Raw genomic sequence first — 12947 nt, 5'->3', positions numbered from 1 at the left:
GGACAGGGCCGTTGCGTTTGGCGGCACGGAAAGCCGGCACATCGCGCGTCACGCCTGCCTGATTCGGGCGTGGCATCATGCACGCTTGTCCGTTCACGGCGCCGCGCAGGCGCTGTTTTCCCCGATGCCGCTGAATCCGAAGATCGCCCAGGTGCTCGACATGATCGAGCGCGCGAAACGCCCGTCCTATCACCACCAGACGCCGCAGCAGGCGCGCGCCGCGTACGAGAAGAGCGCGCCGATCCTCGATGTCGCGCCGGCGCCGATGCATGCGGTGGAGGCGTGCGTCGTGCCGACGCGCGACGGCCGCACGATCGGTGCGCGGCTGTACCTGCCGGTCGCGCCGAGCCTCGCGGAGCCGTTGCCCGCGCTCGTCTACTACCACGGCGGCGGCTTCACGGTCGGCAGCGTCGACACGCACGATGCGCTGTGCCGGATGTTCGCGCGCGATGCGCAGTGCGCGGTGCTGTCGGTCGATTACCGGCTCGCGCCCGAACACCGGTTTCCGACCGCGGTGAACGACGCCGACGACGCGTTGCGGTGGCTCCATCGCGAAGCCGCCACGTTCGGCATCGACGCCGCACGGCTGGCGGTCGGCGGCGACAGCGCGGGCGGCACGCTTGCCACCGTCTGCGCGGTGCTCGCGCGCGATGCGGGCATCCGCCTGGCACTGCAGATGCTGATCTATCCGGGCGTGACGGGTTACCAGGACACCGCATCGCACGCGCGGCTCGCGAACGGCTACCTGCTGACGCAGGACACGATCCAGTGGTTCTTCACGCAATACGTGCGTGATCCGGCGGATCGCGACGACTGGCGCTTCGCGCCGCTCGACGGCACGCGTGGCGCGCCGTCGTTCGCGGGCGTCGCGCCGGCGTGGATCGCGACGGCCGAATACGATCCGCTGAGCGACGAGGGGACCGCGTACGCGGACAAGCTGCGCGCGGCCGGCAATGCGGTCACGCTGGTCTGCTATCCGGGGATGATTCACGAATTCTTCAAGATGGGCGGCTACGTGCCCGAGGTGCGGGCCGCGCATGGCGATGCGGTCGCGGCGCTGAAGGCCGCATTCGACGACATTTGACGGCGGGCGCTCGAAGGCGCGCGTCGCAGGGAGGCTGCGATGACGGACGGCGTGGTGGAAACGGGCGACTGGGCGGTATTGGGCGGCGACGCCGCGCGGATTCGCGACGCGGTGTTCGTGCGCGAGCAGCAGATTCCGCCGGAATGGGAACTCGACGACGACGATCCGCTGTCGCTGCATGCGGTCGCGTACCGGATCGACGCGGTAACCGGCACGCGCCGTGCGGTCGCCACGGGACGGTTGTTGCCGTCGGGTACGATCGGCCGCGTTGCGGTGCTGGCCGACGCGCGCGGGCAGGGCGTCGGGTCGGCCGTGCTGAACGCGCTGCTGGAGGCCGCGCGGCGGCGCGGCGAAGCCGCCGTGCGGCTGTATGCGCAGGATTCGGCGGTGGCGTTCTATGTGCGGCACGGCTTCGCGGCGGTCGGCGAACCGTTCGTCGAGGCCGGCGTGCCGCATGTCGAGATGACGCGCGCGCCGTAGCGCGAAAGGCGCGCGTTCAGCGCGGCCGTGCCGACGCCACGTCGATGTCGAACGTCAACGCGCGCTCGAACGAACCCGGCCGCACGGTACGGTGCGAACCGTCGTCGTCGCAGCGCTCCTTGATCTCCACCGTCAGCCGCACGCCTTCCTTCATCGTGACGCGCAGCGCGGTCGTGCCGCGCGTGCCGTATTCGGGCGTCTCGATGAACGCGGCCGACAGCGCACGCTCGCGCTCGATCGGGATGCCGGTGTGCGGCAGCGCGTCGTCGTCCGCGACGTGCGGGTCGCGCATCAGTGCAATCAGCTCGTCGAGCGGCGGGGTCGGATCGTCGGTGAGCAGCGTGCCGAGTTCCGCGCGCTTGCGCACGACTTTCGGCCAGGGCGTATCGAGCCGCGCATTCGACAGCGCATGCACGCCGGGCGTGACCGCGACCGGCGCGGCGACCTTGCTTTCACCTTCGGGCGCACGGTTGCAGAACCACGCGAGTTCGCGCCGCCGCCAGTCGCCGACGAGCAGGTTGAAGCCGTTGTAGACGGCCGCATGCTCGGCAAGTTGCCCGAGATACTCGAGCGGCGCGACGGGCGGGCCGCCGAGGAAATCGGACACGAGCTTGCCGCGGGTCGGTGCGCCCGCGCGGATGTCGAACGGCGCGCGGTAGTTCGTCAGCGCGGCGAACCGGCCGTCGCGCGAAACGCCGAGCCACGTGCCGCCCGCTTCGAGATCGCGGCCGGCAAGGACGCCCGGCACATCTTCCCACCACGAGAGCGGCGCGCTGGTCCGGCGAAAGAACTCGTCGCGGTTGGCGGCGAGGGTAAAGACGGGACCGGCGGCGGCATCAGGCTGCCAGTCGAAGGCAATCAGACACATCGGGCGAATCTCTCGCAGGAAACATCGGGCGCCGGCTGCGACTCGCGAGCCGGCGCCCGAATGGGTTGTCAGTGCGTCACGCTTCCGTCGGCCATGCGTACGGCAGCGCGTCGAACGCGAGCGCCGGGCCGTCGGCCGAACCGACGTGCACCGTGCCGTTGTCGAGCGCGGCGAGCTTGATCTCGACGAGCGCGTCGACGCCGCCGGCGGGCGCGGCCGCCGCGTTGACGATCATCCCGCACGGCTGGCCGGGATCGTCGCTGTGGAACAGCTCGACGCCGGCATGCACGGTATCGATGTCGCCGGCGACGTGCGCGAGCGCGGTGCGGCGCTTGATCGTGCCGCGGTACTGGCTGCGCGCGACGACTTCCTGGCCCGGGTAGCACCCTTTCCTGAAGTTAACGGCACCGATCACGTCGAAGTTGACCATCTGCGGCACGAACTGTTCGACGGCCGGCTGCGTGATGCGCGGCTCGCCCGCGCGGATGTCGAGCCAGTCCCACACGGCCGGCGACACGACCGGCAGCGTGCCGGCGAGCGCCGCGAGGCGCGCGTCGACCTCGGCGCGCGGGCCGATCCACAGATAGCGCTTGCGGCCGGCCGCATCGGGCACGCGGATCAGCGCGCCGGCCGGGCCGTCGACCTTCACGTGCACGCCGTCCGGCAGCGCGTCGAAGATGCCCGACAGCGCGTCGCGTACGTCGCCCGTAAAGCCGGCCACCGCGAGCGTGTCGCTTGCATCGGTGAGCTTCGCCTTCGCGCGCAGCACGAACATCGACAGCCGCTTCTGCACGGCCGGCTGCACGTCCTTCGACACGAGCAGGCGCACGTCGTGGCCGGCGCGCCAGGTGAGGAACGACCCCAGCAGGCGCCCCTTCGGCGAGCAATAGCCGGACAGCCGTGCGCTCGCGGCATCGAGGTGCTCGATGTCGTTGGTCAGCTGGCTGTGCAGGAATGTCGCGGCGTCGTCGCCGGCCACGTCGATCACGCCGAACTGCGGCAGCGGCATGCAGGCGCCCGGCGCGTCGAAATCGGCGGCGGACGGGCGGGGGAAAACGGGGAGCGAGGCAGATGCGGCCTGGGCAGCCGGTGAAGCGAACGGTGTGCTCATGGAATGAGGGAACAGTCAACCCTGACTTTGACGAAGGCGAGCAAGTATTATATGGGTCTTACCTGAGTCACGTTTCCATGTCCCTACTGAAGAAATGCGCCGCGACGATCGTGGCGCTGGCCGTCGTTGTGGCCGCTGCCGGCGCGGGCGGCGGGTATTACTGGGCGACCCGGCCGCTGCTGCTGGGCTCGGCATCGCTCGACGTCACGATCAAGCCGCGCAGCACCGTGAAGAGCGTCGCGCTGCAGCTCAAGCGCGGCGGCGTGCCGGTCGAACCGTTCGGGTTCGTCGCGATGACGCGCGTGCTCGGGCTGTCGAGCCGGCTCAAGTCCGGCAACTACGAATTCAAGACCGGCATCACGCCTTACGAGGTGCTGCAGAAGATCGCGCGCGGCGACGTGAACGAGTACGTCGCGACGGTCATCGAAGGCTGGACCTTCAAGCGGATGCGCGCGGAACTCGATGCGAATCCCGACCTGTCGCACTCGACGGCCGGCATGAGCGACGCCGAGCTGCTGCGTGCGATCGGCGCATCGGACAGCGCCGTGCAGCGCGGCAGCGGCGAGGGGCTGTTCTTCCCCGATACCTACCTGTTCGACAAGGGCACGAGCGACCTGAACATCTACCGGCGCGCGTATCACCTGATGCAGACGCGTCTCGACGAGGCGTGGGCCGCCCGCGTGCCGGGGCTGCCGTACAAGTCGCCTTACGAAGCGCTGACGATCGCATCGATCGTCGAGAAGGAAACGGGCCACGCGGCCGACCGCGCGTTCGTCGCGGCCGTGTTCGCGAACCGGCTGCGCATCGGCATGCCGCTGCAGACCGATCCGTCGGTGATCTACGGGCTCGGCGACGCGTACGACGGCCGCCTGCGCAAGCGCGACCTGCAGGCCGACACTCCTTACAATACCTACACGAGACGCGGCCTGCCGCCGACGCCGATCGCGTTGCCGGGTGTCGCTGCGCTGCAGGCGGCGATCAATCCGGCACCGACGAGCGCGCTCTATTTCGTCGCGAAGGGCGACGGCACGAGCGTGTTCTCGGACACGCTGGGCGATCACAACAAGGCCGTGGACAAGTACATACGAGGTCAATAATGGCGAGCGGTAAATTCATCACGTTCGAAGGCATCGACGGGGCGGGGAAGACCACCCACCTGCAATGGTTCTGCGAACGGCTCCAGGGCAAGCTGGCCGCGGCCGGCCGGCAGGTCGTCGTCACCCGCGAGCCGGGCGGCACGCAGCTCGGCGAGAAACTGCGCGAGATCCTGCTGAACCAGCCGATGGACCTCGAGACGGAAGCGCTGCTGATGTTCGCCGCGCGCCGCGAGCATCTCGCGCTCGTGATCGAGCCGGCGCTCGCGCGCGGCGACTGGGTCGTGTCCGACCGTTTCACCGACGCGACGTTCGCGTACCAGGGCGGCGGCCGCGGGCTGCCGCGCGACAAGCTCGAAACGCTCGAGCGCTGGGTGCAGGGCGGTTTCCAGCCCGACCTCACGGTGCTGTTCGACGTCGCGCCGCACGTCGCGAGCGAGCGCCGTGGCGCCGCGCGCATGCCCGACAAGTTCGAAAGCGAATCGGACGCGTTCTTCTCGCGTACGCGCGGCGAATATCTGCGGCGCGCGGAAGAGGCGCCGCACCGTTTCGCGATCGTCGACGCGACGCAGTCGATTCCCGAGATCCGCCAGCAGCTCGAACGCGTGCTCGCCGCGCTGTAACCCGCAAGGAACGCACCACATGATCTATCCGTGGCAGACCGACGACTGGAACCGCCTGCAGCAGCTGCGCGCGCAATGGCCGCATGCGCTGCTGCTGCACGGCCAGGCCGGGATCGGCAAGCTGCAGTTCGCGCAGCATCTCGCGCAGGGCTTCCTGTGCGAATCGCCGCGGCCGAACGGCGAGCCGTGCGGCACCTGCGCGGCCTGCACGTGGTTCTCGCAGGGCAACCATCCGGACTACCGGATCGTGCTGCCCGAGGCGCTGGCGGGCGAAGCGCCGGGCGCCGCGGACGACGCGAAGCCGGCCGACGCGGACGAAGGCGGCAAGAAGACGCGTGCGCCGAGCAAGGAAATCAAGATCGAGCAGGTGCGCGCGCTGCTGGACTTCTGCGGGGTCGGCTCGCACCGCGGCGGCGCGCGCGTCGTCGTGCTGTATCCGGCCGAGGCGCTCAACGTCGCCGCGTCGAACGCGCTGCTGAAAACGCTGGAGGAACCGCCGTCCGGCGTCGTGTTCCTGCTCGTGTCGGCGCGTATCGACCGCCTGCTGCCGACCATCATCAGCCGCTGCCGGCAGTGGCCGATGACGGTGCCGGCGCCCGACGCGGCCGAGACATGGCTCGCGGCGCAGGGCGTCGACCACGCCCGCGCGCTGCTCGCGGAAGCCGGCGGCGCGCCGCTCGCCGCGCTGGCGCTCGCGAGCGACGAGAACCGCCCGCTGCGCGACTACACGCTCGGGCAGCTCGCGGCCGGGGCCGGATGCGATCCGTTCGCGTGCGGCGAGACGCTGCAGAAGCTGCCGGTGCCGCTGGTGCTCGGCTGGCTGCAGCGTTGGTTGTACGATCTGCTCGCGCAGCGGATGGCGGGCGCGCCGCGCTACTTCCCGATGCACGCGGCGGCGCTCGCGCGTTGCGCGGAGGCGGTCGACGCGAACGCGTTCGCGCGTTTCATGAAAGCCGTGACGCGGCAGCGGACGGTCGAGAACCATCCGCTCAATGCACGGCTCGTATTCGAGGAATTGTTTCTCGGATATCGGGAAATGTTCGCGTGATCCGGTATTGCTTCCCGTGGGTTGCGAAATGGTGAACGGATCGAACGGACCACTCGGCGACGCGGCCCGTCGCCGCATGCCGGCGAGCGCGTGAGCGCGCGTCTTACGTATTCAGGAAACACGATGTTCGTCGACTCTCACTGCCACATCAATTTCAAGGGCCTGGCCGACCGCCTGCCGGCCGTTCTCGAGAACATGCGCGAGCATGACGTCACGCACGCGCTGTGCGTGTCCGTCGATTTCGAGACGCTGCCCGACGTGCTTGCGATCGCCGACGCGCACGACAACGTCTACGCGTCGGTCGGCGTGCATCCCGATCACGAGGACGCGCGCGAGCCGACGCTCGCGGAGCTCGTCGAGCTGGCCGCGCACCCGAAGGTCGTCGCGATCGGCGAAACGGGCCTCGACTACTACCGCCTCGAAGGCCGCTCGATCGCCGACATGGAATGGCAGCGCGAACGCTTTCGCACGCACATCCGCGCGGCGACCGCGACGATGAAGCCGCTGATCATCCATACGCGCGCGTCGTCGGAAGACACGCTGCGGATCATGGCCGAGGAGCGGGCCGACGTGCCCGGCGGCGTGATGCACTGCTTCACCGAGCCGTGGTCCGTCGCCGAGCAGGCGCTCGCGCAGAACTTCCATATCTCGTTGTCGGGCATCGTCACGTTCAAGAACGCGACCGACGTGCAGGACGTCGCGCGGCGCATGCCGCTCGACCGGCTGCTGATCGAGACCGACTCGCCGTACCTCGCGCCGGTGCCGTATCGCGGCAAGCCGAATGAACCTGCGTACGTCAGCCATGTCGGACGCTTTATCGCATCCGAACGCGGGATGGCCGTCGAGGCGCTCGCCGATGCGACGACGCAGAACTTTTTCCGGCTGTTCAAGATCGCCCGCTAACGACGTGCGCGCAGCCGACACAACCCAGGGAAGGAGCCCACAACAATGACGAAGCCGACCAATCATCTGCCCAAACGCGCCCTCGTTGCCGCCGCGCTGGTCGCGAGCGGCCTGTTCGCCGCCGCCGGCGCGCATGCCGAGTCGCTCGACGCGATCGTCAAGGCCGTCAAGTTCGACGACATCGCCGACATCGGCAAGCAGCTCAAGAGCGGCAAGCTCGACCCGAACACGCTCGCGCCGAACGGCGATCCGATCCTGGTGATCGCCGCGCGCGAGAAGTCGGACAAGGTCGCGGCCGCGATCGCGACGACGCCGAACGTCGACCTCGAGAAGGAAGACAAGGCCGGCGAGAACGCGCTGATGCTCGCGTCGCTGAACGGCGACCTGGGCCTCGCGAAGCTGCTGATCGACAAGGGCGCGGAAGTCAGCAAGAAGGGCTGGGCGCCGCTGCACTACGCGGCGACCAACGGCCAGGACGCGGTCGTGAAGCTGCTGCTCGACCACGATGCCTACATCGACACGGCGTCGCCGAACGGCACGACCCCGCTGATGATGGCCGCGCGCGGCAACCATGCGTCGACGGTCACGCTGCTGCTCGACCAGGGCGCCGATCCGCAGGTCAAGAACCAGCTCGGCATCACCGCGCTCGAGTTCGCGAAGCACTACAACGCGCCGGACGCGATCGAGATCCTGAGCAAGCGGACGACGCGCATTGGTGCGGCGACGCCGGCAGATGCGCAAAAGAGTGCAAAATGACGGTTTTCGGTGCGGGACGGTGCGCCCGGCCGGCCGGATTCCGGCCGGAGCAGGGTGCCCGGCGCCGCGCCGGCCAAGGCAGCAGGCGGCCTCGGGCCGCATTGATATAAGGAACACCATGTTGCGCGCAATGTTTTGTGCCGCGGCGTTTGCCGTGCCGTTGTCGGCGGCGGCTTTCACGGGCGCGGATCTCGACCGGCTGTGCGCGAAGACGGACGTGAAGTCGCGGGCGTCGTGCGCGGCCTATATCGAAGGCGCCGCCGACGGCGTCTACAACACGATCGACGCGATCGGCGGCACCACGGGGCCGCGCGTCGGCCAGTATTTCTGCCTGCCGCCCGACATCCGGGCGCAGCAGATGACCGACGCGGTGCGCAAGTACATCGCGGAAAATCCGAAGCTGGCCGACTACAACGCGAGCACCGCCGTGTCGCTCGGTCTCGGCAAGGCGTTTCCGTGCAGGAGCGGCAACTGACCTGACGCCGTGTCCGGGCGCATGCGCGGCCCGGACGTCGCCGACGCATCCCAGGACGAGGCTGCACGCCTCATCACCCAAGGGCGCCGATGATTTCAATCGAGGAACTGCAGCGCATCGCCGATGCGCCGCTGCATGCGTGGCTCGGCACGCTGGCCGTGTCGGTCATCGTCATGCTGGTCGTCGCGGTCGTGCACCGCCTCGGCGCACGCATCGTCAAGCGCGTCGCGCAGCCGTATCCGCTGATGAGCGCGATCCTGCGCTACATCGACAAGCCGTCGCTCGTCGTGCTCGCGCTGCTGGCGCTCGAGTTCGTGTGGGTCCAGGCGGACGACGGCATGTCGTTCGTGCGCGGCATGCGCACCGCGGCCGCGGTCGGCTCGATCGTGTCGCTCACGTGGCTGCTGGTGCGGCTCGCGGCCGGCGTCGGCGACGCGATCATCCAGGCCCATCCGATCGATACGGCCGACAACCTGCAGGCGCGGCGCATCCATACGCAGGCCAAGGTGCTCGTGCGGACCGTGATGGTGCTGATCGTGATCATCGGCACCGGCGCCGCGCTGATGACGTTCCCGAACGTGCGTCAGGTGGGCGCGAGCCTGCTGGCGTCGGCCGGCGTCGCGGGGCTGGTTGCCGGTATCGCCGCGCGGCCGGTGCTCGGCAACCTGATCGCCGGGCTGCAGATCGCGCTCACGCAGCCGATCCGGCTCGACGACGTGGTCGTGATCCAGGGCGAGTGGGGGCGCATCGAGGAAATCACCGGCTCGTTCGTGTCGGTGCGGCTGTGGGATCAGCGGCGCCTCGTCGTGCCGCTGCAATGGATCATCGAGAACCCGTTCACGAACTGGACGCGCAGCAGTTCGGAAATCATCGGCACGGTCTACCTGTCGGTCGACTACCGGACACCGCTCGCGCCGCTGCGCGAGGAACTCGCGCGGCTCGTCCATGCGGCGCCCGAGTGGGACGGCCGCGTGCAGGTGCTGCAGGTCACCGACGCGACCGAGCGCACGATGCAGTTGCGCGCGCTCGTCAGCGCGGCCGATGCGTCGTCGTGCTGGGATCTGCGCTGCCGCGTGCGCGAAGGGTTGATCGCATACCTGCAGGACCGCTACCCGCAATGCCTGCCGCGCAGCCGGATGGAGCTGTATCCGCACGAATCCGCGCCGGACGCGCCGAATCCCGAACGGCCGCACGCGCGGCAGCCTGCCGCCAGCACGGCGGCCAATACCGCGGCCGATCCGCAGGCCGTCGACGGCCGCTGAGCGCGGCCCGGCGCCTGTCCGCCACGGAGGATTCCCCTCTTCCCATGACCGCACTGAAGACGCTTGCCATCGCCAATTACCGCTCGCTGCGCGAGCTGATCGTGCCGCTCGCGGCGCTCAACGTCGTGACGGGGCCGAACGGCAGCGGCAAGTCGAGCGTGTACCGCGCGCTGCGGCTGCTCGCCGACACCGCGCAGGGCCGCGTGATCCCGTCGCTCGCCCGCGAGGGCGGGTTGCCGTCGACGCTGTGGGCCGGCCCCGAGCGCTTCTCGCGCGCGATGCTGGACGGCGATGCGCCGGTGACGGGCACGGTGCGCAAGGGGCCCGTGAGCCTGAAGCTCGGCTTCGCGTGCGCCGACTTCGGTTATTCGATCGATCTCGGCCTGCCGGTCGCGAGCCATTCGCAGTTCGCGCTCGATCCGGTGGTCAAGCGCGAATGCATCTGGGGCGGCGCGCTGCCGCGTCCGTCGACGCTGCTGGTCGACCGGCAGGGCGCGCAGATCCGCGCGCGCACCGCGTCGGGCGACTGGTGGACGATTCCGCAGCCGGTCGCGAGCTTCGACAGCATGATGACCGAATTCGCCGATCCGACCGGCGCGCCCGAGATGATCGCGGTACGCGAGCGGATCCGGTCGTGGCGCTTCTACGACCATTTCCGGACCGATGCGCAGGCGCCGGCGCGCCAGTCGCACATCGGCACCCACACGCCGGTGCTCGCGGACGATGGCGCCGATCTCGCCGCCGCGCTGCAGACGATCCGCGAAATCGGCGACGCGGCCGCGCTCGACGCGGCGATCGACGACGCGTTTCCCGGTGCGTCGGTCGAGATCGACAATCCGGGCGGCCGCGGCCGGTTCGACGTGCTGATGCGCCAGCCGGGGCTGCTGCGGCCGCTGGCGGCGGCCGAGCTGTCCGACGGCACGCTGCGCTACTTGCTGCTCGCGGCCGCGCTGCTGACGCCGCGCCCGCCGGCGCTGATGGTGCTGAACGAACCGGAGACGAGCTTGCATCCCGATCTGCTGCCCGCGCTTGGCCGCCTGATCGCGCAGGCCGCGCGGCGCTCGCAGGTGCTCGTCGTGTCGCACGCGGCGCGGCTGATCGCGACGCTCGAGCGCGAGGCCGGCTGCGAATCGCTGGTGCTCGACAAGCAGCTCGGCGCGACCGCGCTCGTCGATGCCGACACGCGCGACCTGCCGGCCTGGAAGTGGCCGTCGCGTTGACGGGGCCGGATCGATTCGGCCGTGCGCGGTGGAGGCGGCTGCCCCGCGAACGGAATGTATCCTGTCTGTAACAACGCCCATAAAATGCAAGACGGGCGGCTCCCGGCAGCGGGATCGCGAATAATGTCGAGATAGGCGGCTGGCGCCTTGCCGGCCAGCGCTGCAAGGGTCGGGCGCGCGCAATGCGCGATCGCCCGCCGGCCGGGCCGCCAGGGAAGGACACAGGAGACGTGGACCATGAGAATTGCGCAGATCGCCCCGCTGACCGAATCCGTGCCGCCGAAGCTGTACGGCGGCACCGAGCGCGTCGTGTCCTACATCACCGAGGCGCTCGTCGAGCTCGGCCACGACGTGACGCTGTTCGCGAGCGGCGACTCGACGACACGGGCCCGGCTCGAGCCCGTGTGGCCGCGCGCGCTGCGGCTCGATTCGTCGATCCGCGACCGCGTCGCCCCGCACATGCTGCTGATGGAGACGGTCGCGCGCCGCGCGAAGGATTTCGACGTGCTCCATTTCCACATGGACTACTACTCGTTCTCGGTCTTCAACCGGCAGGAGACGCCGTACGTGACGACGCTGCACGGCCGGCTCGACCTGCCCGAGCAGCAGCCGGTGTTCGACACGTTCAACACGGCGCCGGTGATCTCGATTTCGAACTCGCAGCGCCAGCCGCTGCCGCAGGCGAAATGGCTGACGACCGTCTATCACGGGCTGCCCGACACGCTGTACATGCCACAACCGGTCGAGCCGCGCTATCTCGCGTTCCTCGGCCGCATCTCGCCGGAAAAGCGCGTCGATACCGCGATCCGCATCGCGCGCCAGTGCGGGCTGCCGATCCGGATCGCCGCGAAGATCGACGCGGCCGACCAGGAGTACTTCGAGCGCGAGATCAAGCCGCTGTTCGCGCTGCCGCACGTCGAATACATCGGCGAGATCGCCGATCACCAGAAGGCCGAGTTCCTGTCGGGCGCGCATGCGCTGCTGTTTCCGATCGACTGGCCGGAGCCGTTCGGCCTGGTGATGATCGAGGCGATGTCGTGCGGCACGCCGGTGGTCGCGTTCAATCGCGGCGCGGTGCCCGAGGTGGTGGACGAGGGCGTGTCGGGGTTCATCGTCGAGGATGAAATCAGCGCGGTGGCCGCCGTGAACCGGCTGCACCTGCTGCCGCGTGCGCGCGTGCGGCAGCGCTTCGAGGAGCGCTTCACGTCGCGCCGGATGGCGCAGCAGTACGTCGACGTCTACCAGTCGGTGATCCGCGCGCAGAAACGCTCGCGCTTCAAGGTGATCGACTCGACGACCTGAACGCGCCGACGCGGCACGCGGACGGATGAAAAAACGGCGATGTCCGCAGGGACATCGCCGTTTGCGCATGGCCCGCGCGCGGCGCGCACGGGCGGTGCGTCAGCGTCAGATCTTGAGCTTCGTGACCTTCGTGCCGTTGATCGACACGTCGCCCATCAGGCCCGCGTTCGTCAGCACGACGACTTGGACCGGCGCGGTGGCCGTGGTCGTGTCGACGGCGCCGTTCGCGCCCATCTTCACGAGTGCGACCGAAGCGCCGGCGCCGGCTGCCCAGCCGTCCGAGCCGCGGAATTCGTCGAGCGCTTCCTGCGTCATGAACAGGAACACGATCGCCTTCGACTGCGCACCGGCCTGCAGGCCGACGGACAGCGACGACGTGTTGTAGTAGCCGACCGTGCTGCCGCCGACGCGCAGCGCGCCGTTGCCCGACTGGCCGCCGACGATGAAGCCGGCCTGGATCACGTCGGGGAAGACCAGCACGCCGCGCGATTTCGCGACGAGTTCGCGGGAACCCTTGACCGTCGAGTACATGCGCGACAGCGTGGCGTCGACGCTCGCGTCGATCGACTGGCGCTTCGACGCGTTGGTGGCGGCGTTGTCCGGCTTGTCCGGGGTGGTGGTGCAACCGGTGAGCGCGAGGCTACCGACGATGAGCGCAGCGGCGGCTTTCAGCACAAGATTCCGTTTTTGCATCGTTCTTCTCCATCGGATGATGTTCGGA

The 12947-nt window shown here is 69.3% G+C and carries 14 protein-coding genes; 11 read left to right on the top strand and 3 right to left on the bottom strand.

Translation table 11 applies throughout. From position 1 onward, the window contains the following. The first annotated feature begins 124 nt into the window (after nucleotides 1-124). Both WJ12_RS09530 and WJ12_RS09525 read left to right on the top strand, forming a co-directional pair. The gene (locus WJ12_RS09530) at nucleotides 125-1084 is read left to right on the top strand and encodes an alpha/beta hydrolase (RefSeq protein ID WP_069245737.1); all 960 of its coding nucleotides are present in this window, start codon (nucleotides 125-127) and stop codon (nucleotides 1082-1084) included. Nucleotides 1085-1123: 39 nt separating this feature from the next. Further along, nucleotides 1124-1564 (top strand): GNAT family N-acetyltransferase, encoded by a 441-nt coding sequence (locus WJ12_RS09525; protein WP_049034503.1) that lies wholly within the window; start codon nucleotides 1124-1126, stop codon nucleotides 1562-1564. 16 nt (nucleotides 1565-1580) lie between these two features. Here WJ12_RS09525 and WJ12_RS09520 read toward each other — a convergent pair whose 3' ends face one another. Continuing rightward, nucleotides 1581-2432 (bottom strand): NRDE family protein, encoded by an 852-nt coding sequence (locus tag WJ12_RS09520; RefSeq protein WP_069245649.1) that lies wholly within the window; start codon nucleotides 2430-2432, stop codon nucleotides 1581-1583. Between the two features lie 76 nt (nucleotides 2433-2508). Next, a complete protein-coding gene (gene ygfZ, locus WJ12_RS09515; RefSeq protein WP_069245648.1) occupies nucleotides 2509-3543 on the bottom strand; it encodes a CAF17-like 4Fe-4S cluster assembly/insertion protein YgfZ in 1035 nt (344 codons plus the stop codon). Nucleotides 3544-3620: 77 nt separating this feature from the next. Here ygfZ and mltG point away from each other — a divergent pair, with 77 nt between their 5' ends. From mltG to WJ12_RS09470, 9 genes are all read left to right on the top strand, one after another. Then, a complete protein-coding gene (gene mltG, locus WJ12_RS09510; RefSeq protein ID WP_034188701.1) occupies nucleotides 3621-4640 on the top strand; it encodes an endolytic transglycosylase MltG in 1020 nt (339 codons plus the stop codon). Beyond that, nucleotides 4640-5260: a dTMP kinase gene (gene tmk, locus WJ12_RS09505; RefSeq protein WP_034188700.1), complete on the top strand. Its 621-nt coding sequence runs from the start codon at nucleotides 4640-4642 to the stop codon at nucleotides 5258-5260. Before mltG ends, tmk begins: the two co-directional genes overlap by 1 nt. A gap of 19 nt (nucleotides 5261-5279) precedes the next feature. Further along, nucleotides 5280-6308: a DNA polymerase III subunit delta' gene (locus WJ12_RS09500; RefSeq protein ID WP_034188699.1), complete on the top strand. Its 1029-nt coding sequence runs from the start codon at nucleotides 5280-5282 to the stop codon at nucleotides 6306-6308. A gap of 123 nt (nucleotides 6309-6431) precedes the next feature. Further along, nucleotides 6432-7211, top strand: coding sequence for a TatD family hydrolase (locus WJ12_RS09495; RefSeq protein WP_069245647.1), 780 nt, complete (start codon nucleotides 6432-6434; stop codon nucleotides 7209-7211). A gap of 45 nt (nucleotides 7212-7256) precedes the next feature. Then, on the top strand, nucleotides 7257-7967 hold the full coding sequence (locus WJ12_RS09490; RefSeq protein ID WP_034188697.1) for an ankyrin repeat domain-containing protein: 711 nt from the start codon (nucleotides 7257-7259) through the stop codon (nucleotides 7965-7967). Between the two features lie 118 nt (nucleotides 7968-8085). Continuing rightward, a complete protein-coding gene (locus WJ12_RS09485) occupies nucleotides 8086-8442 on the top strand; it encodes a Rap1a/Tai family immunity protein (RefSeq protein WP_006485939.1) in 357 nt (118 codons plus the stop codon). Between the two features lie 89 nt (nucleotides 8443-8531). Beyond that, nucleotides 8532-9704 (top strand): mechanosensitive ion channel family protein, encoded by a 1173-nt coding sequence (locus tag WJ12_RS09480; protein ID WP_069245646.1) that lies wholly within the window; start codon nucleotides 8532-8534, stop codon nucleotides 9702-9704. 44 nt (nucleotides 9705-9748) lie between these two features. Beyond that, nucleotides 9749-10924 carry an AAA family ATPase gene (locus WJ12_RS09475; RefSeq protein WP_069245645.1) on the top strand — a complete coding sequence of 392 codons (1176 nt, stop codon included), beginning with the start codon at nucleotides 9749-9751 and terminating at the stop codon, nucleotides 10922-10924. Nucleotides 10925-11161: 237 nt separating this feature from the next. Next, nucleotides 11162-12226, top strand: a complete 1065-nt coding sequence (locus WJ12_RS09470; RefSeq protein ID WP_034188694.1) for a glycosyltransferase family 4 protein — start codon at nucleotides 11162-11164, stop codon at nucleotides 12224-12226. A gap of 105 nt (nucleotides 12227-12331) precedes the next feature. Here WJ12_RS09470 and WJ12_RS09465 read toward each other — a convergent pair whose 3' ends face one another. Further along, nucleotides 12332-12919 carry a BPSL1445 family SYLF domain-containing lipoprotein gene (locus WJ12_RS09465; RefSeq protein WP_034188693.1) on the bottom strand — a complete coding sequence of 196 codons (588 nt, stop codon included), beginning with the start codon at nucleotides 12917-12919 and terminating at the stop codon, nucleotides 12332-12334. Nucleotides 12920-12947 lie beyond the last annotated feature (28 nt).

This window comes from Burkholderia seminalis (assembly GCF_001718535.1).
Lineage (GTDB): Bacteria > Pseudomonadota > Gammaproteobacteria > Burkholderiales > Burkholderiaceae > Burkholderia > Burkholderia seminalis.
The sequence above is the reverse complement of the archived record's forward strand: the minus strand, read 5'-3'. Positions and strand labels throughout refer to the sequence as shown.